Origin of the sequence: Cecembia calidifontis, from assembly GCF_004216715.1 — a bacterium.
Lineage (GTDB): Bacteria > Bacteroidota > Bacteroidia > Cytophagales > Cyclobacteriaceae > Cecembia_A > Cecembia_A calidifontis.
In genome coordinates, this window is the sequence record NZ_SGXG01000001.1 from 1904186 (window position 1) to 1925104 (window position 20919).

The 20919-nt window shown below is 40.7% G+C and carries 14 protein-coding genes; 8 read left to right on the forward strand and 6 right to left on the reverse strand.

Going from position 1 to position 20919, the window contains the following annotated elements; genetic code table 11:
- The first annotated feature begins 10 nt into the window (after window positions 1–10).
- The 6 genes from BC751_RS08370 to BC751_RS08395 all read left to right on the forward strand — a co-directional run bounded on the left by BC751_RS08370 (window position 11) and on the right by BC751_RS08395 (window position 11598).
- On the forward strand, window positions 11–2281 hold the full coding sequence (locus BC751_RS08370) for an NADP-dependent malic enzyme (protein WP_130275155.1): 2271 nt from the start codon (window positions 11–13) through the stop codon (window positions 2279–2281).
- Window positions 2278–2877 (forward strand): Holliday junction branch migration protein RuvA, encoded by a 600-nt coding sequence (gene ruvA, locus BC751_RS08375; RefSeq protein WP_130275156.1) that lies wholly within the window; start codon window positions 2278–2280, stop codon window positions 2875–2877. The genes BC751_RS08370 and ruvA overlap by 4 nt, the downstream gene beginning before the upstream one ends.
- Window positions 2878–2958: 81 nt before the next feature.
- Complete coding sequence (sov, locus tag BC751_RS08380; RefSeq protein WP_479722971.1) at window positions 2959–10035, forward strand: T9SS outer membrane translocon Sov/SprA; 7077 nt, start codon at window positions 2959–2961, stop codon at window positions 10033–10035.
- Window positions 10036–10089: 54 nt separating this feature from the next.
- Window positions 10090–10467: a glycine cleavage system protein GcvH gene (gene gcvH, locus BC751_RS08385; RefSeq protein ID WP_130275158.1), complete on the forward strand. Its 378-nt coding sequence runs from the start codon at window positions 10090–10092 to the stop codon at window positions 10465–10467.
- 65 nt (window positions 10468–10532) lie between these two features.
- On the forward strand, window positions 10533–10853 hold the full coding sequence (locus BC751_RS08390) for a VanZ family protein (protein ID WP_278043601.1): 321 nt from the start codon (window positions 10533–10535) through the stop codon (window positions 10851–10853).
- Window positions 10854–10923: 70 nt separating this feature from the next.
- Window positions 10924–11598: an energy transducer TonB gene (locus BC751_RS08395; RefSeq protein WP_130275159.1), complete on the forward strand. Its 675-nt coding sequence runs from the start codon at window positions 10924–10926 to the stop codon at window positions 11596–11598.
- 106 nt (window positions 11599–11704) lie between these two features.
- Here the strand turns inward: BC751_RS08395 and kbl are convergent, their stop codons facing one another.
- Window positions 11705–12901, reverse strand: coding sequence for a glycine C-acetyltransferase (gene kbl, locus BC751_RS08400; protein ID WP_130275160.1), 1197 nt, complete (start codon window positions 12899–12901; stop codon window positions 11705–11707).
- 143 nt (window positions 12902–13044) lie between these two features.
- On the opposite strand from kbl, the gene BC751_RS08405 reads away from it, so the two are divergent.
- Window positions 13045–13992, forward strand: coding sequence for an NAD-dependent epimerase/dehydratase family protein (locus BC751_RS08405; protein WP_130275161.1), 948 nt, complete (start codon window positions 13045–13047; stop codon window positions 13990–13992).
- Between the two features lie 231 nt (window positions 13993–14223).
- Window positions 14224–15567: a transposase gene (locus BC751_RS08410; protein WP_242617407.1), complete on the forward strand. Its 1344-nt coding sequence runs from the start codon at window positions 14224–14226 to the stop codon at window positions 15565–15567.
- Window positions 15568–15812: 245 nt separating this feature from the next.
- Here BC751_RS08410 and BC751_RS08415 read toward each other — a convergent pair whose 3' ends face one another.
- From BC751_RS08415 to BC751_RS08435, 5 genes are all read right to left on the reverse strand, one after another.
- Window positions 15813–16973 (reverse strand): acyltransferase family protein, encoded by a 1161-nt coding sequence (locus tag BC751_RS08415; protein ID WP_130275162.1) that lies wholly within the window; start codon window positions 16971–16973, stop codon window positions 15813–15815.
- Window positions 16974–17097: 124 nt separating this feature from the next.
- A complete protein-coding gene (locus tag BC751_RS08420; protein WP_130275163.1) occupies window positions 17098–17454 on the reverse strand; it encodes a Spx/MgsR family RNA polymerase-binding regulatory protein in 357 nt (118 codons plus the stop codon).
- A gap of 11 nt (window positions 17455–17465) precedes the next feature.
- Entirely contained in the window at window positions 17466–18758 is a 1293-nt protein-coding gene (gene hemL, locus BC751_RS08425) for a glutamate-1-semialdehyde 2,1-aminomutase (protein WP_130275164.1), read from the reverse strand.
- An 11-nt stretch (window positions 18759–18769) separates the two neighbouring features.
- Window positions 18770–20428, reverse strand: a complete 1659-nt coding sequence (locus tag BC751_RS08430) for an ABC transporter substrate-binding protein (protein ID WP_130275165.1) — start codon at window positions 20426–20428, stop codon at window positions 18770–18772.
- A 40-nt stretch (window positions 20429–20468) separates the two neighbouring features.
- A complete protein-coding gene (locus BC751_RS08435; RefSeq protein WP_130275166.1) occupies window positions 20469–20825 on the reverse strand; it encodes a hypothetical protein in 357 nt (118 codons plus the stop codon).
- Between the last annotated feature and the right edge of the window lie 94 nt (window positions 20826–20919).

Consider the following 20919-nt stretch of genomic DNA (forward strand, 5'->3'; position numbering starts at 1 on the left):
ACAAACCTATATGGCCATTAAAATCCGTAAAGAGGATGCACTGAACTATCATGTGCAAGGGAAACCCGGTAAAATTGAAGTAGTACCTACCAAACCGCTTTCCAGTCAGTTAGATCTCGCACTTGCTTACTCCCCAGGGGTGGCAGAACCTTGTAAAGAGATCGCCAATGATAAAGAAAACGTCTATAAATATACAGCCAAGGGTAATTTGGTGGCGGTAATTTCGAATGGCACCGCAGTTTTGGGACTGGGAGATATTGGTCCAGAGGCATCAAAGCCGGTGATGGAAGGAAAAGGTGTATTATTCAAGAAGTTTGCCGGCATCGATGTCTTTGATATTGAAATTGACGAAAAGGATCCGCACAAGCTGATCCAGATAATTAAGTCGCTGGAGCCTACCTTTGGAGGGGTTAACCTGGAAGATATAAAAGCTCCTGAGTGCTTTTTGATCGAGGAAACCTTGAAAAGGGAAATGAAGATTCCTTTGATGCACGATGACCAGCATGGGACCGCTATCATTTCAGGTGCAGCCTTGATCAACGCGCTTGAAATTGTAGGGAAAAAGATAGATGAGATCCAATTGGTGGTCAATGGAGCGGGAGCTTCGGCGGTTTCCTGCACCAAATTCTATATGAGTCTTGGGGTGAGAAGGGAGAACATCGTGATGTGCGACAAAGAAGGAGCCATCAGGATGGACCGTCCAAATTTGGATGAGATCAAAAAGGAATTTGCAACCCATAAAGATGTTCATACCTTAACAGAGGCGCTTGAAGGAGCCGATGTTTTTCTGGGGCTTTCTGCGGGGAATATAGTTTCTCCTGAGCAGATCTTAAAGATGGCACCGAACCCAATTGTTTTTGCGCTTGCCAATCCAGATCCTGAAATCGCTTATGATTTGGCAATGGCTACGCGTGATGACCTGATCATGGCTACGGGGAGGTCCGACTATCCTAATCAGGTCAATAATGTATTGGGCTTTCCTTATATTTTCAGAGGTGCATTGGACGTTAGGGCTACCACCATCAACGAGGAAATGAAATTAGCTGCTGCGAAAGCCATTGCAGCCCTTGCCAAAGAACCTGTCCCTGAAATAGTAAATAAGGCCTATGGCGATACGCAAATGGCCTTTGGCAGATTTTATCTGATTCCAAAACCTCTTGATCCAAGATTGATAACTACTATTGCCCCAGCAGTAGCCAGGGCTGCCATGGAATCAGGGGTTGCAAAATATGTAATTACGGATTGGGATGCATATAATCTTGAGCTTCAGGAAAGAATTGGCATTGACCAAAGGCTGATGCTTAGGGTTGTAACAAGAGCCAAGAAAGATCCTAAGCGAGTGGTATTCGCTGAAGCAGACAATGTTAAAATCCTGAAAGCCGCCCAAATTCTAAGGGATGAACGTGTGGCTATTCCGATTCTTTTGGGTAGAAAAGAAAAAATTGATGAGATCATTGAAGCAAATAAGCTGGATTTGTCTGGAGTTACCATTGTAGATCCTTATGAAGATGAAGAAAGACTGAGGCGCTTTGGAAACATTCTGTTTGAAAAAAGGAAGAGAAAAGGACTTACTCCCCAGGATTGCTATAGGTTGATGAAGGACAGGAACTATTTTGGTTCTATGATGGTGGAGCTGGGAGAAGCAGATGCCTTGATTTCAGGCCTTACAAAAGATTATCCAAAGACCATTCTTCCAGCACTTCATGTGATCGGAGTGAAAAAAGGCATTGACCGTGTAGCAGGTATGTATATCATGAATACAGACCGTGGTCCTTTCTTCTTTTCCGATACCACAGTGAACGTAAACCCTACAGCGGAACAGCTGGTTGAAATCATTGGGCTAACAGCGGAAGGAGTAAAGTTCTTTGATATTGAACCTAAAATCGCTGTTCTTTCCTATTCCAATTTTGGTTCAGCAAAAGGGGAAGTTGCGGCCAAAACAGCAAAAGCAACAGCATTGGCAAAGGCAAAATATCCAAATCTTATCATAGAAGGTGAAATGCAGGCCAATGTAGCCTTGAACGAGGAGATCCAGGAGGAAAACTATCCGTTCAGTGCACTGATCGGAAACAAGGCAAATACCTTGATTTTCCCAGATCTTAGTTCCGGTAATATCGCTTATAAATTGCTGTCAGAACTTGGACATGCCGAAGCAATTGGTCCTGTTCTTTTGGGAATGAATAAGCCAGTGCATATATTACAGCTTGGAAGCTCCATCAGAGAAATCGTTAATATGGTAGCCATAGCGGTGGTGGATGCGCAAATGAAAGAAAAATTATGATTGCATACCTAAAAGGAAAGCTGGTTTACAAAGACCCAACTTATGTACTTATTGAAGTAGGGGGTATTGGGTATCATGTAAAAATTTCCTTGCAGACTTATTCAAAAATAAAAGATGAGGAGCATATTATGCTCCTCACTTATTTGCATATCAAAGAAGATGCCCACACCCTTTATGGATTCAAAGAGGAGAATGAAAAGAGACTTTTTTTGCATTTGATTTCCATCTCAGGGGTTGGCCCTAATACCGGATTGATGATCCTTTCTTCCCTGAGTTCTGAAGAATTGGAAAGTGCTATTGTACAGGAGGATTTCCGTACCATCCAAAATGTAAAGGGGGTCGGTGCAAAAACGGCTCAGCGGATTGTACTCGAATTGAAGGATAAAGTTAGAAAAGATACACTGTTAGAACATGGTCAGACGGCAGTAGGCTTTGTCCAATCAAACAATAAAATCAGAGAAGAAGCGTTACAGGCTTTGATTACTTTAGGTTTTCCAAAAGCTACTGCTGAAAAAAACATTGCCGCGGTATTGAAAAAAACAGGTTCAGAAATTTCTTTAGAAGAATTAATTAAAGCATCTTTAAAGGCACCTTAATCAACAATTTAAATCTTTGGTCTTTTGCTTGGGCGTCAATTTTTTTTCAAAGATTCCATCTTAAAGTTTGCATCAGTTTTTTTGCTGTTGCTGTGTTTTATTTTACCCTCCTTGGAATCCTTTGCACAGGAGACTGTTATAGATACCTTGACAGTAAGTAGGCTGGACTCTCTCAACAAAAGGAGGATATCACCGTCTTTCTTACTTTGGCCAAGCCTTAGGACAAATCCTCTTTTTCCCAACCAAAATCCGTATAGGCCGCAATATTCGCCATTTTATCCTTCGCCTTCACTAAGGCAAAATATCAGAGTGGAAATGGATTCCACTTTGAAGTATAGGATTCAGGATGAGCTGGACTCTGCTTCTTTAACTCCTGGAGTAATCTATGATTTTGATGAGTTTTCAAAAATTCAGGAATTCAAAGTCAGGCAGGAGTATTGGAGAACCAGGTCGAGAGGGATGGATGGAGAAAGTCCCGTAACGGGAAGAGATATTTCGATTCCATTTACCAGTTCTCCTCAGTTTGACAGGATTTTTGGAGGAGATGAAATTACACTGGTACCTACAGGTTTTGTCAACCTGGATCTTGGAGCCATTTTCAGAAGAATAGACAATCCGGCTATCCCTATCAGGCAGCAACAAAACGGCAATTTTAATTTCAATCAGCAGATCCAAATGGCAGTTAATGGCAGTTTGGGTCAGAAGATGCGAATGGCAGCCAACTTTGACTCCAACAACTCTTTTGACTTTCAGAATCAGTTGAAGGTAGAATACCAGGGCTTCAAGGAAGATATCATCAAATCTATAGAGATAGGGAATGTCAGCATGCCTGTGCAAAACAGTCTGATTCATGGAGCCCAGAATTTATTTGGTGTAAAGACCCAGATGCAGTTCGGTAACCTTTTTGTCACCTCTGTGGCTTCTACCCAGCGTGGAAGGAGAGATGAGCTTGTCATTGAGGCTGGAGGACAGGGTAGGATGTTTGAAATCCAGGGTTCCAATTATGATGAGAACAGACACTTTTTTTTGGCCCACTTTTTTAGAGACAATTATGAGCGCTGGCTAAGGGGTATACCTCAGATTCTTTCCGGAGTAAATATCACCCGGGTGGAGGTTTACATCATGAACAGGGCCAATAATACCGAGACATTAAGGAATTTTGTTTCCTTTATGGATTTGGGCGAAGGGACCCGGATTTTTAGGCCTACCAATCCCAATATAGGTACCGGAAGTCCAGGAAGTCCAGCGGCCAATAATGCCAACCTGCTCTTTCAGAACCTCTTGGCAAATCCTTCTTTCAGACCTGCAGACACAGGGTCAAGTGCCATTGAATCTTCCTTGCAGCTTACCAGGGGAATTGATTTTGAACAGGTAAGTGGAGCCAGAAAGTTGGGACCCAACGAGTTCTTCTTTCACCGGGAGTTAGGTTATATTTCGCTTTCAAGGAGGTTGCAAAATGATGAGGTTTTGGCTGTTTCTTTTGAATACACCTTTAATGGTCAGGTATTCAAAGTGGGAGAAATGTCAGAAGATTATCAAAACAGGCCTCAGAATGAATTTATTTACCTGAAAATGTTGCGTCCTGCAAGGATAAACATCAACATTCCTACTTGGGACCTGATGATGAAAAACATTTATAACCTGAATGCCAATCAGGTGATGAGGGACGGTTTTCAGCTTCAGGTAATTTACAGAGATGATAGGACGGGTTTGGATAATCCTACCCTCTTGGAAGGGGAGAATGTAAGAAACAGGCCGTTGATCCGATTGATGGGTTTGGATAACCTTAACCCTCAGAATGATCCAGCTCCCGATGGGAATTTTGACTTTGTTCCAGGAATTACAATTTTTCCTGACAGGGGATTACTTGCTTTCCCGGTGTTGGAACCTTTTGGGAGGACATTAAGGAATCTTTTTCTTCCCAACGAACGTAACTTGGCCGATCGCTTTGTATTTGATACGCTCTACCGGACAACAAGGGCCGATGCAGAACTGGTGACGCGCTATGATAAATTTTTTATCAAGGGCAGGTTGACAGCCGGTTCAGCTTCGGAGATTTTGTTGCCTGGCTTGAATATTTCTCCTGGATCCGTGATTGTGATGGCAGGCAATATTCCCTTGACAGAGGGTGTTGATTTTACGGTTGATTACAATATTGGACGTGTCAATATCATTAATGAGTCTATTCTTCAGTCAGGGAAAAGAATTTCCATCAGTTTTGAAAAAGCAGATCTTGTATCCTTTCAAACGCGAAGTCTTTTAGGGACAAGATTGGATTATGCGGTCAATGAAAAGCTGAGTCTGGGGGGAACATTTCTTTACCTTAATGAAAGGCCAAATATAACCAGGATTGCCACTGGGGCTGAAACCCTAAGGAACAGCATGTGGGGATTGGATGCCAATTTCTCGGATGAATCCCGGTTCCTTACCAAACTGGCAGATTTTCTTCCATTTACCAATACCAAGGAAAAATCTTTGGTAACCTTTAGTGGAGAATTTGCCCAACTGCTACCTGGTACTTCCAATAGAGTTGCTGGAGAGCCGACGGTCTATATCGATGATTTTGAAACAGCCATTACTCCCTATGGCTTGGGAAATGCTGCTGCCCAAACTTGGAGATTGGCTGCAACACCAAAGACTGATAATGATCAGTTTGATTTAAGCAGCACAACGGAAGACCGTTTAGGCAATACTTATCGAAGGGCAAAGCTGGCCTGGTATAACATAGACAACGTGTTTTACCGAGAGAGTGGGCCTGGGGTTCCCGGCAATATTACCAGAGAGGATCGGCAAAATCACTATGTGAGAAGGGTAATACCTCAAGAAATTTTCCAAAGCAGGGATAGGGACGTCATTATAGTACCTGAGCCACTTTTTGAATTGGCTTATTTCCCAAGTGAAAGGGGGATGTATAATTACAATCCTGCACTGACCCCGGATGGTTTTCTTCCCAATCCAAGGCTGAATTATGGAGGAGTTACAAGGGCTATCACCACAGAAGTGGACTTTGATAGGACAAATGTGGAATATATTGAGTTCTGGTTACTCGATCCATTTATTCAAGGGCCCAATGGCAGGGTCTTAGATGGAAAGTTTAATCAGAACAATACAACAGGTGGAAAACTTCGGTTTAATTTAGGGGAAATTTCCGAGGATGTGGTAAAAGACAGCAGGCATGGATTTGAAAATGGCTTGCCGGCAGATGGAGACTTTAGTCAGACAGCTACCACAGAATGGGGAAGGATTACGAGGCAACAGTTTTTAATTCCTGCTTTTGATAATTCACCTGAAGCAAGGACCAACCAAGATGTCGGTCTGGATGGTCTGAACTCGGCTGAAGAAGCAGAATTTTTTAGAGATAGGTTTTTAAATAGGCTGAATGTAACGCCACAGGTCCTTCAGGAAATTGAAGCTGATCCTTCGGCTGATAATTTCAAGTATTATTTGGATCAGGATTTTGACAATAGAGATATCAAAATTCTGGAGCGTTATAAGAATTTCAATGGTATGGAAGGGAACACCCCTATTACTTCTAATGTCAACCTGCCATTTACACCTTCTGGTTCCAACCTTCCGGACAATGAAGACTTGAATAATGACAATACAATCAATGAGCTGGAGGCCTATTATGAATACGAAATTGACCTTAGACCAGGACAATTGGAAGTCGGGAGAGGGTACATTGTCGACCGGGTTACTTCTATTCAGAGCGGGGATGAGGTAAGTTGGTACCTGTTTAGGATACCGGTCAGAAATCCTGATAGGGTTCAGGGCGAAATCTCAGGATTTAAATCTATCCGTTTTATGAGGACTTACCTCACAGATTTTGAACAGCCCGTTGTCTTGAGAATGGCTAATTTCCGTTTGGTGGCCAGTCAATGGCGTGTATTCCAAGAGTCACTTTTCGAAAGGGGCTTTTTTGAGATTCCTGAACCTGATAATTCCAATTTTACTGTTGGTGTCGTCAATATCGAAGAAAACAGTCAAGGAAGTGCTACCCAGAGCCCGTATGTGCTGCCTCCTGGAATTACGCGGGACAGGGATAATTTAGCAGCTGTGGAAAGGCAGTTGAACGAGCAATCCCTCCGTCTTTGTGTTGAAGATCTGCAGGCCAGGGATGCCCGGGCAGTATTTAAGAACACAGGGTCCCTCAACCTGGTACAATATGAAAGGATCAAGATGTTTTTCCATGCCGACTCTGAGGATGCTGAAAATGGAGAATTGACTGCCTTTATCAGGATGGGTACTGATTATACTGATAATTATTACGAAATAGAGGTTCCACTTTTAATTACTCCAAAGGGAACCAGAGATCCAAGGCAGATCTGGCCTTTGGAAAATGAACTTGACATAGCCATCAAAGAGATTGTAGGGGTCAAAGTGGACAGGGACAATCAAAGGGTTCCTTTGAATTTGGCCTTTACACAGGAAATCAGGCAATATAAAGTGACAGTGGTGGGAAGGCCCGAACTCAGTCTTATACAAGGTATGATGATTGGTATCCGTAACCCAGGAGCCACAGGAGGAGGCTCCAGGTCTATCTGTATATGGGCAAACGAATTACGAGTGACTGGTTTTATCGAATCCTCCGGTTGGGCAGCCAATGCCATTTTGAATACTCAGATTGCAGATGTAGCTACAATTTCTACTTCCATTAGACACAATACGGTTGGATTTGGAGGTTTGGAAACAAGACTATCCCAGCGCTCTTTGGAGTCTGCCACCCAATATGATATTTCTGCCAATGTCAGTGTAGAAAAACTTTTGCCTGAGGCATTGAATATGACCATACCCATGTATGCCAGTATGGAAAATATCACGGTAAGGCCTGAATATGATCCATTGAACCCTGATGTTCCTTTGAGGCTGGCATTGGACAAATTCCAGTCAGATGCAGAGAGGGATTTGTACCGAAGTCAGGTGCTGGACCTAATGAAAAGAAGAAATATTGGGTTTTCCAATGTCCGGAAAAACCGTAATCCGGCTAAGGAAAGTGTCAAGATTTATGATTTGAGTAATTTCTCGGTTTCCTATGCTTTTGGTAGTGTGCGACAGAGCAATATCAATACAGCGCGTTATGAGTTTGAGACAAGGGTTGGGAATATTGCCTATGTGTACCAACCCAAACCTTTGATCTTAGAGCCATTTAAAAATGCGGAATGGTCCGGAGGTTCCGGATTCAGATTGATAAGGGACATCAATTTTAATTTTGTTCCGACGAGTGTATCTGCACGGGTTGATCTAGACAGGAGGTTCATGCGTACCCAATTTAGAAATGACCAGTTGACCACTGATGGGGTTGATCCATTCTACCAAAAAAGTTTCTTCCTTAACCGGACCTTTAATGTCAATTGGGATTTGACCAAAAATCTAAGGGTTGATTTGATGAGCAGGAATTTCTCTGTAGTGGATGAGCCCGAAGGTGCCCGTGATACCCAAGAGGCAAGGGATTCCGTTAGGGTCAATCTTAGGAATTTTGGTAGAACTACCAATTATACCCATCAATTGATGGCCAATTACAAGCTGCCATTGGATAAGGTCAAAGCCTTGGACTGGATTGGTATGGATTATAGGTATTCAGCCAATTATGCCTGGCTCACCGGAGCCATCGGACAAAGGGACACTTTGGGTAATGTGATACAGAATACCCGGGATCGAGCTATCACCGGCAAGTTGGATCTTGTCAAATTGTATAACAAAAATGCAAAGTTGAGGGCATTGTATGCCCCAAGGAGACCGAGTATACCCGGAAGACAGGTGGTAAATGCAGAAGATACCATCGGCACCCCATTTACCAATAAACTTATCAAGTTTTTGACTATGGTAAAAGATATCAATTTTAGGTATTCAGTGGTGGAGGGTACTTTTTTACCGGGTTATATGGAAAATACGGGTTTATTGGGGTTGGACAGAAGCTTCTTGAATCCAGGTCTTGGATTCATTTTTGGAAGTCAGGACCCCAATCTCAGGTTCAGGTTAGCAGAGGATGGATTGATGGCGCCAAGTGTTGAGCTTACCCAGGCTTTCCGGCAGAATAAAGCTGTCAACCTCCAACTGACTGCTTTGGCGGAGCCTTTCAAAGATTTCAGGATCAATTTTGAAGCTAGAAAGCGGGAAACAGGAGAATACAGTGAGATATTTAGGAACTCCGGAGATCCTGACTTGCGGTTTAGCAGCCTGAGTCCCAATAGACTTGGTGGGTATAGCATTACTTATTCTATCATAAGGACGGCTTTTGTAAGGGATGATAACAACAACAATTCACCTGTATTCAGGCAACTTGAAAATAATAGGGCAGTCATTCAGGCCAGGCTCAATGCCCAAAACCCCGGGGGTGAGTTTGGATTGAATGGGCAGGATGTATTGACATTGGCATTTTTGTCCGCTTATTCCGGTAGGGATGCGAATTCGATTAATTTGAATCCTTTGCCTCAAATACCATTGCCAAATTGGAGAGTAGATTATCGCGGACTCTCGCAGATTCCAGCATTGAGGGAATATTTCTCCTCTATTAATTTGACCCATGGCTATGCGTCAACTTATGAGGTCAGTAATTTTTCCAATTCCCTTTTATATCAGCAAGGCTTGGAACTTTTCAATCGGGTGTCCAATATCATTCCTGGAGCGAACCTGACAGATGAGTTTGGACAGTTTATTCCGATTTTCATTTTAAATCAGGTAATTCTAACAGAGCGTTTTGCTCCTCTGATAGGGGTTAATTTGCTTACCAAGGACAGGTTGAATATTGCGATGGAGTATAATACAGAAAGGAATCTTGGATTGAATTTTTCCAATGCCCAGGTAACAGAGCAAAATAGCAGGGATTTTGGATTTGATCTGGGTTATACCAAGGCTGGTGTCAAAGTACCTTTTAAAATTCAGGGAAGACAGGAAGTTCTGAAAAATGATCTCCAGTTAAGGTTGAATACACGGGTAGTGGATACACGTCAGGTACAGAGGAAAATTGAAGACGTAAACACAGTTACAAATGGAAATTTGAACCTTCAGATCAGGCCCACAGTGGGTTATGTGATCAATCAAAATCTGAATATTCAGATTTATTTTGATAGGACAATCAACGACCCGAGGGTCACTACTGCCTTTAGAAGAAGCTCTACAGCCTTCGGTGGACAATTACGATTTAATTTGTCACAATAGGTTTTTAGATTTAATGAATCCTTGTATTTTTGACGACCTTAAACAAACTCAAATATGAACTTTCCAGAAGAACTTAAGTACACCAAAGACCACGAGTGGGTAAGGATTGAAGATGGTATTGCCACCATCGGGATTACTGAATTTGCCCAAAGAGAACTTGGCGATATTGTCTATGTAGAAGTAGAGACTGTTGGAGAGACCATCAGTGCAGGTGAGGTTTTTGGCACAGTGGAAGCTGTTAAGACAGTTTCGGATCTATTTATGCCTGTGGAGGGTGAAATCCTGGAGTTCAATGAAGAATTGGAATCCTCTCCAGAACTCGTAAATGATTCTCCTTATGGAGAAGGATGGATGATTAAAGTGAAATTAACAGGAGACCTTCCGGATGATCTGCTTTCTGCGGCGGAATATGCGGAGCTGGTAGGAGCTTGATCGTTTTGAACAAATACAGGTTATTACCGGCTTTGTTATGGTTGCTGTTTGTATCAGTAGCTTTGTTGACCCCGGGCAATAATCTGCCAAAAGTACCCTTATTTCCGTTTGCCGATAAGCTGATTCATTTTAGTTGCTTTTCGGTATTGACCTTTCTATGGGCCCGGGTTGGGACTTTGGATGAAAAAAAATGTATCAAATGGGGAAAACTATTGACTAACATGTTAGTATTTTCAATTTTTTTTCCTATATTTATAGAGTATTTGCAAATGTTTGTTCCTAACCGGTCATTTGAGTTGGAGGATATCCTGGCAAATCTCTTTGGAGGTTTAATTGGTTTTAGCGGTTTTATTATTTTATACAAGGCGAAAAGTTCTCTTGTATAAATAAAAATAATTGGCTAAGATTGTTATTCCTTAGAATGCAAAATTTATTAACCTTTATAAAAGTACAACCATGGAAGCTAAAAAGACGCCAAAAGCGGATTTGACCAAAAAATCAGGGATGTTCCTGAACCTTGGTCTCCTTGTGAGCGTCGGCCTGGTTCTCTTCGCTTTCGAATATAAGTCCTACGATGTCGGACCTTTGAAAGATTTGGGACAGGTTGCCGATGATTTCGAGGAACTATTGGATATTCCTATTACCGAACAGCCACCACCGCCACCACCTCCAATCGAGCAGCCTATCATTCAGGAAGTTCCTGATGAAGTGGAAATCGAGGAAAAAATCGAAGTTGATTTTGACTTGGATGTAAAAGAGGAAACTGTAATCAGAGAAGTTGTCATCGCTGATGCACCTGTGGTTGAAAAGGCAGATGAGATCTTTGACGTTGTGGAAAACTCTCCAGAATTCCCAGGAGGAATGGAAGCTTGGAACGAATATTTGAGGAAGAACCTTAAATATCCTACCCAGGCAAGAAGGATGGGTATAGAAGGTACAGTTTATGTGGTATTCGTAGTAAACACCGATGGGTCTATTCAGGATGTTGAAATCCTGAGAGGTATCGGAGGTGGATGTGACGAGGAAGCATTGAGGGTAGTTTCCAATGCACCTAAGTGGACTCCAGGAAAGCAAAGGGGACGTCCGGTAAGGGTAAGGATGAGACTTCCAATCCGATTCAAACTTGGATAAAATTAAATGTAAAAGGGCTTTTAAGCCCTTTTTTTATGCACATCTAAAAATAAAAGCCGCTGGATTTTTTCAGCGGCTTTTTTAAGTTTATGCTCTTATTTAATTTTTATTTTATAACCCCCAGTTCCTTCCCTACTTCAATGAATGCTTGAATTGCTTTGTCCAGGTGATGCTTTTCATGTCCTGCAGATATTTGTACCCTAATCCTTGCTTCACCCTTTGGAACCACAGGATAGTAGAATCCAATCACATAAATTCCCTTTTCAAGTAATTTTTCTGCCATTTTCTGAGAAAGAACCGCATCATATAGCATGATTGGGACAATGGCATGTTCACCTGGTTTGATGTCAAATCCTGCCTCAGTCATTTTGGCCCTGAAATATTTGGTGTTGTCTTCCAGCTTGTCTCTCAGTTCTGTAGTCTCACTCAAAAGATCAAAAACGGCGATGGAAGCTCCAACAATGGATGGAGCGAGGGTATTGGAAAAAAGGTAAGGCCTTGATCTTTGCCTGAGCATTTCAATGATTTCTTTACGGCCAGAGGTAAAACCACCGGAAGCTCCTCCTAAGGCCTTGCCCAAAGTTCCTGTGATGATATCAATCTTGCCCATCACATCACGATATTCATGGACACCCCTGCCGGTTTTTCCCATAAAGCCTGTTGAATGACATTCATCAGACATCACTAAGGCCTTGTATTTCTCCGCTAGGCCTACAATTTTGTCCAACTGGGCAATAGTGCCGTCCATGGAGAAAACCCCATCTGTTACGATGATCTTTTGTTGGGCTCCTTTGGCGTCTGCTTCCTTTAGTTGGGCTTCCAAGTCTTCCATATTATTGTGCTTATAGCGGAAGCGCATAGCCTTACAAAGCCTTACTCCGTCTATTATGGAAGCATGGTTAAGGGCATCAGAGATAATGGCATCCTCTGCACCAAATAAGGGTTCGAATACACCTCCATTGGCATCAAAAGCCGCAGCATACAGAATGGTATCTTCCGTTCCCAGGAATTTGGATATTTTTTCTTCGAGTTCTTTATGGATGTCTTGGGTTCCACAGATAAATCGTACAGAAGACATACCGAAACCATGGGTGTCAATAGTCTTTTTTGCGGCTTCGATAACTTTTGGGTGAGAGGAAAGTCCCAAGTAGTTGTTCGCACAAAAATTGAGAACTTTTTTGCCTCCTGAGATGGTTATTTCCGCAGCTTGCGGAGAAGTGATGATTCTTTCTCTTTTGAACAGACCTGCGGCTTCAATTTCTTTTAACTCTTCTTGTAATTTGGGTTTTAAAGTATCGTACATACACTTAGCTTATGGATGGTTTGAAAACACTAAGGAATAATAGTGAATTTGATAAATGAAATTCACTATTTTTGCCCCATTCAATCCCAAATATAATCAAAAATCATCAAGGGTTGGGAAGCCTTTGGATGTTGTCTTTTACGATGGAAAGAGTTTTAATCATAGGAGCGGCAGGACAATTAGGTTCTGAGCTGACGCAGGCACTTGCAGATATTTATGGCGGCGAAAATGTCATTGCTACCGATATCCAACCTCAAGCTTTGGAGAAGTTTGATTATTGTAAAACAAAGGTCCTCGACGTCATGGATAAAAAGACTGTAAGGAGTCTTGTGAAATCCGAAAATGTAAAGCAGATATATCATTTGGCGGCAGTTCTGTCAGCAACAGGTGAAAAGAATCCACTTTTTGCATGGCAGCTTAATATGGACAGTTTGCTGTTTGTTTTGGAATTGGCAAGGGAAGAGAAGCTTGATAAAATTTACTGGCCTTCTTCAATAGCTGTTTTTGGGCCCAATACGCCCAAAGTAAATACCCCGCAGTTTTGTGTGAAAGAGCCGAATACCGTTTATGGGATTTCCAAACAGGTAGGTGAACGATGGTGTGAATACTATTTTCAGAAATATGGAGTGGATGTAAGGAGTTTAAGGTATCCAGGATTGATAGGGTATAAATCTTTACCTGGTGGAGGTACGACTGATTATGCAGTGGACATCTATCACAAAGCCATTGCAGGTGAACATTTTGTTTCATTTTTGAAAGAAGACACATACCTCCCTATGATGTATATGCCTGATGCCATTAAAGCTACCTTGGATTTGATGCATGCTCCTGAGGAGAATGTTAAAATTAGGTCCAGCTATAATCTTGCTGCTATCAGCTTCTCCCCGAAGGAAATTTATGAGAGTATCAAAAAACACTATCCGGACTTCACTATTAGTTATGAGCCTGATTTTAGACAGTCTATCGCAGACAGCTGGCCGGACAGCATTGATGACAGCAGGGCCAGGGAAGATTGGGGATGGAAGCATGAGTATGATTTGGAGAAAATGACAGAAGATATTTTAAAGCATTTGCCAACTTATTCATTTTAATGGGTTTAAAATAAAAAGAGGCTGTCTTTTAAAAGGGACGGCCTCTTTTTTGGGGAAGTGTTTGAGTCTTATTGCTAATTAGGGTCTCTTGTTTAATTCTTAATTGACTGAAAGTCAATTAAATAAATAACAAAAACATAACACAAAAACCACGAAATCGGCTGTTTTGAGCTTTTTTCGGGGTTTTCTTTTTTGTATTTTAAGGTTGCAGACTTAAATACGATTAAAGATATGGCTCAGCTTCCTCTTTTCAAAGATTTCGATGGATATTCTCCAAAATATCACTTTTTCAAGAATTCATTGTTAGGTCAGGTTCATGACAGTATCCCTTGGGATGAACTTGTTTCATGTCTCCCAAGAGAACTTTCGGGAAGAGGTGCTCCAAGCTGGTTTGGTCCCAAGGGTATGTTTGCACTTATGTTTTTAAAAGCATATCTGAATGTCAGCGACCGGCATCTTCTGGAACGCTTCAATACTGACTGGTCTCTCCAGTATTTCTGCGGGAAAGTATTGGCAGAAAATGAGCAGATTAAAGACATGACCATTATGACCCGTATAAGGGCTTATATTGAAACCCATTGTGAATGGGAGAAGCTTCAGGAGATTCTTATCCTGCACTGGAAACATGATGTCAATAACAGCCATGTACTTCTGATGGATGCCACCTGCTATGAGTCGTACATACGTTTTCCAACTGACGTAAAGCTTCTTTGGGAGTGCTGTGAATGGGTTTTTGAAGATCAGCTATTCAGGATCTGTTCAGACCTGGGTATCAAAAGGCCAAGATCCAAATTCAGGGAGCAGAAACTCGCCCAAACGACTTATTCGAGAAAAAGGAAAAACAGTTTTAAGGAAACACTCAGAAGAAGAAAAGCATTGGTGTATCTTCTCAACAAAGGCATAGAACAGCTTCAGGAGGTTTTGGACAAAAACAAAGGAGCGGGCCTTGATCTGAAAGACTTTTCAAGGTTTGGGGTGGTAAAAAAGATATGTCAGCAACAGGAGTTCCTGTTGGACAATCCTCCTTCCAAACTCAAGGATAGGATTGTGTCACTTCATAAACCATATCTCCGACCAATAGTGAGAGGGAAGGAGAATAAGCCTGTAGAGTTTGGTGCCAAAGCCCATATCTTACAGGTGGATGGTCTTGCTTTTATTGACAAACTGGATTTTAATGCATTCAATGAATGTACAAGACTGAAGCTGTCAGTAGCAAAGCATAAAAGATTTTTCGGTCCTGCCAGACAGCTTGGAGCGGACAGAATATATGCAACAAACAAAAACCGTGTATTCTGTACCCATCAGAAGATCTTCACCTGCTTCCCAAAAAAAGGCCCCAAACAATTAAGCAAAGCAGAAAAAGTACTAAGCTCTGAAATCTCCAGACAGAGAGCTACTGTAATGGAAGGTGTTTTTGGGACAAACAAAAACCATTATGGGCTTGGCAAAATCAAGGTGAAAGGGGAGAAAAGAGAAAAACTGATGATATTTTTTGGGATTATGTCAGCAAATGCGGTTCTGATAGCAAAAAGAAGGGCAGCAAAGGAAAGCCCACCCCTACAACGATCAGCATAAAAATCACCAAAAAAGATCTTCATGGGAGCAGTGTGCCCATACTGCAAATCATGGCCCAACGCATCCAAAACCGAAGCCTAAATTGTACTTTTCCGTACTCAAATTGACCGCAAATTAATGCCCAAAGTCTCCAAAAAAAAGAAAGTAGAACTTAGTTTAAGCTCTACTCCCTAATTCCGAAGGAATTTTCCAAGAGGCCCTAATTAGCTTGTCTTGTTTTTTTGAATCTTCTGGTTAATATTTTTTTAAACAACTTCTTTTAGAGAATTTTTGGTTTGAGCTTTTTTATTGGGTTTTAACCCAAAAAAGTACCACAAGGGTTTTATAGGATATATCAAAAATCTATAAACACCAATTGACAAAAACAATGAGCTAAATAAGACTATTAGTATTTTAAATTGCCAGATTAAGTTTAGCTGTATTACGTAAAATGCTATTATAATTATTATGGTCTGGTGCAGGATATAAAAAGGATAAATTCCTTCGTTTAGGGGTCTAAGCCACTTATTTGTTTTATTTAGGTATTTAACACCAAAACTTATCACTGTTAAAATTACAGACCAGCCCATAAATCCCCGTATACTGTCCCAAATTAATTTAGCTGAATCCTCAGTTAACCTTCCAGAATGAACGAGATGTTCTTTTACGAAAAAGAAATAATAAAATAAGACTATTCCAATTAATCCAAAAAACAGAAAAGTCTTTCTAAGTTCAAATAATTTCTCCCATGATTTTGGATTAGATGATAGTATTATCCCCGTCAAGAAATAAAGGAAAAAAGGTACACTCGTTCCATAATTAGTTAAAAATGCATCAGGATTTTCTGGGAAATTTTTTTTTGCAATGACACCAATTAAGACAAATATTAGACCTAAAGTAAAGATAGCCCAGGCGTTTTCAAGAAGCCTGGAAAGTGATGTTTTAAAAAGTTTAACTTTTTCCGATTTTAAATATAGAATAAGGGGAATAATGACAACCGAAAAAGCATATAACATCTTCAAAAACCATAAATGTAAAAGTTGGCGGTCAAAGAATACGTTCGGGTACAAGTCCCAAAAACTATCATAATTATTATAAAATTGGTAATAGGTTTGCGGAGGCACAATAAAGAATATGCCAAAATATAAGGGTATTAAAAGTCTTTGTGTTCTTTCTCCGAAATACTGCAAAGCTGTACGCTTTGAAAAGGCCAAATACGTTCCTGCTCCTGAAATAAGAAACAGAAGATTTAACCTCCACTGTTCAAAAAAAACAGTAAAGCTATAAAGAGATTCGCTTTTGCCTTGATAATCTGCCAGCCAGCTCTGCCCATTAAAAGGCATGGCCACATGGTGAAGAAAAACCAGAAAAATTGAAATTACTCTCAACCAATCAAGAAAAAATAATCTGTTTTTGTTTAATTCCATAAAGTTTATCTCTGAAAATTTAAAACTATTTTCCAAATTTTAATTCATATGCCATTACTATTTAAAGAAGTTATTTGAAAATTAATTGAATCAACGTCTGAAGAATAAGCTTCGATTTTTTGCTTTATTTTCCTGCCTTTTTAATTATTTCCTCTTCATTTAAGCCCAAAAGTATTGAACCGTCCGGAAACTCAATAATAGGCCGTTTGATCATACTGCTTTTTTCTGAAAGAAGAGCGATGGCATTGGATTTTGTTTCTAGGTCTTTTTTCTCCTGGTCATCTAACTTTCGGTAGGTCGTGCCTTTTTTGTTGATCAGATTTTCGAACCCGACTTTGTCGGCAAATCCAGACAATAGAGCAGTGTCCGGGGCATTTTTTTTGTAGTCAATAAATTCATAATCAAGACCTTTGTTTTCTAAGAAAACAAAGGTCTTTTTCATGGTGTCGCAGTTTTTGATTCCGTAAACGCGTAACTTCATGGTAATATTTTTTAGCTGTGTATTTCAATAAGTGCAGCCTCATTGGCAGCTATTATTTTATCAATCAGATCATCTGAAAGTGCAGTGGATAAGAACAAACTTTCAAATTGGGATGGTGCAAGGTAAATGCCTTTTTGAAGCATGCGCTGGAAGTACTTTCCAAAAAGACCGGTGTCAGAATGCTTGGCAGAAGCAAAATCAAAAACATCCTTATCTGTAAAGAAAAGGCTGTACATACTTCCCAAATGATTAACCGTATAGTTCATTCCAAGTTTTCCTAAGGAAGATTTTATTCCATTTACAATTTTATCCCCAATCCTGTTAAGTTCTTGGTAAACTTCAGGATTTTCGTTGAGGTAAGTGAGCATTGTAAGGCCGGCTGCCATTGCGATAGGGTTACCGGATAGTGTTCCAGCCTGATAAACTGGTCCAGCCGGAGATACAAAATCCATGATTTCTTTTCTGCCTCCATAAGCACCAACAGGTAATCCCCCGCCGATTATTTTGCCCAGTGTAGTCATATCTGGTGTGATTCCGAATAACTCCTGGGCTCCGCCTTTTGCCAGACGGAAGCCGGTCATTACCTCATCAAAAATCAGCACAATTCCTTCTCTATCACAAATTTTTCTAAGCCCTTCAAGGTATCCTTCTTTTGGGATTACCAATCCCATATTTCCGGGTACAGGCTCAAGGATAATGGCTGCTATTTCGTCTTTATTGGCAGCCACAAGCTTTTCTATTGCATCAAGGTCATTGTAAGGAGCCAATAAAGTGTCTTTGGCTGTTCCTTTTGTAACACCGGGGGAATCTGGGTTTCCCATAGTGACTGCTCCGGATCCTGCAGAAATCAGAAAAGAATCCCCATGTCCGTGATAATGCCCTTCCATCTTGATGAACTTATCCCTTCCGGTAAATCCTCTCGCTACCCTTATTGCAGACATGGTAGCTTCAGTACCTGAGTTGACCATTCTGACCTTTTCGACAGAGGGTACCATTGAGGTGATCAATTCAGCAATTTCAACCTCTCTGGCCGTAGGTGCGCCAAAGGAGGTGCCATTTTCCATGGCTTTGATAACGGCTTCCCTGATCATAGGATTGTTATGTCCTAGGATCATAGGTCCCCAGCTGTTGATCAATTCTATGAATGCATTGCCATCTTCATCATAAATGAAGGCCCCATCCGCCCTTTTGATAAAAAGCGGATCACCTCCAACAGCCCTGAAGGCCCTGACAGGAGAGTTTACCCCTCCTGGAATATAATTTTTGGCCTTTTCAAATAAGGCTTTACTTTTTGATATCTGCATGAATTATTGGGTTATTTGTACAAAAGCATTCCGTTTTCCAGTTTTAAAACCGGCACAAACCTATTGGAATTACTGTTTCTGAAGTCAAATCCGTGTGTGATTTTTCCATTTTGGAAACCATTTCTATTTAGGTTTTCCCTGAGATTAAAGCCCATCCGTGGACCGATATTTTGAGAAACCCAGTACATCAGTTCATAGCCCAAATGGGCGTTAAAAGAGGGGTAATTGATGTATTTTGAGTAAAAATCTTCCCTGAATCTTTCCAGTCCTGATTTATCGAACTGGACGGTGTTATTGCTGACAAAGTGGAAATTCTGTTCTTCCAGCATTTCATAATTGGCGAAATTGAAAAACAGCCAGCTGTCCATTACCAAAACAGGTTTTCGGACATTCTGGGATTCCATAAAGCCAAATGCTGGAGCAGCGACATTTGGATCATCAGAAAGGATGATAACCAGATCGGCATTGGCCTGATCACCATTTTTTAATTGAATCCTTTCCATGAAATCTTGGATGGACCTGCCGTTTATTTGGTCATTTCTCACAATGGAATAGCCGAATCTTTGAGCTTTTTCAGCTATGCTTTTTGCCAAAAGTTCATCTCTTGTGGTGTTTGAATAGCCAATAGCCAGCCTTCTTCCCACAATATTTTTCCTGGCAAATTCAATCATTCCCTCAGACAAAGCGCTTATGGATGGCCTGAAAAGATAAGCAAAATTAAGCCCCTCATATTTTTCATCTACATTAGAAAGTGGATTGATAAAAGGTATGCTGTTCCTTTCTGAAAATCCCATCACCATTTCCACTTCATCAGGATAAATAGGGCCAATAATAATATCAGCCTGCTTTAGAAAGGGGTCTTCCAAAATCGAAGATAGTTTTGAAAGGTTGCGCTCAGAGTCGAAACTTTTAAGGTTAACTTTCATTCCCTGACGATTCAATTCTTCAGCCGCGAATTGAATACCTTGATAAAGTTCAAAAACAAAGTTATTAGGGGCCAAATTCTGGACTCCTTTTCCCCCGGAATAATTAAATGGCAAAACAACTGCGACATCAAGGACCTGGGAATTTTTATTGATGCTTTCAACTCCCTTATTACCAAAATCCATGGTTCTGATTTGGTTGTAAATGGCCCTCTCATCTGTGGACAAGACGGTCTGTTTTTCAATCTGCTCTTTTAGGGCCAACATGAATCCTTTGTTTTCATTGTATTTCCTGATATTTCCCATCAGAAAACCAACAGAGGCATTTTTCAAAAAGTTGTAGGAGGCATTTTCAGCCTGTTCCTTAACACTTGGTTCTGTTATTTTGGTTATCAGTTCCAAGGCATCAATGTTTCTGCCTTCCTGAAAATAAGCAAGGGCAAGCAAATATTTGGCTTTATCTTTATTGCCCCATGTTTCTTGGTTAGCAAGGTCTTTTAGGACTGATTCCACTAATAAATATTGACCTTGATGGTAAGCAGACTTGGCAAAGTGATAAGTGGCGTATTGGGAAAGATTTCCAAATTTCTGGGCATCCATATAAGGGCGCAATAAATTCATTGCATCAGCATAATTTCCATAACCCATCAAGGTTTTTGCCCTATTGTAGCCGCTAAGTTGATCCTGAGAAAAAAGAGGATTCAATGAGTTTGCTAGGAATATCAATACAAGGAGAAAATATCTCATATGCTTTTTTTGAATATATGGGCAAATTTCATTCCCATAATTAATCAGGCCTCGAATTTAATCCATTTTTGACCAAATGAAAAGAAGTTTGGGATTTAGCCTTTTTCCTGGAAAATGAAAAAAACCCCTTATTGAAGGGCTTGTGAATATATGAATTAAGTTTTCCCCCTGCTTTTCTTTCTTTATCAGCTTGCAATTGAATTACCCTTGGCTCTTTCTCGCTGATCAAGAAATAATTGTAAATACTGTTATTATGTTGCTCAACTAATGTGATGTTTTCTTCATTTGCGAATAGGACTCTCAGTTCACCTGATTTGGGCCTTAAATTCCTGGCTTTGACATATAAGAATCCATCCTTTTCATAAACCTTATCAAAACTGAAAAGTTTAGCATTCATATTTGAGTCATAAATTTCCTATATTCAAGTCATAAATGCAACACTAAGGGTTTAAGGGAAGGAACCTAGGTTCCTTCCCTTAGGCTGAAAATAT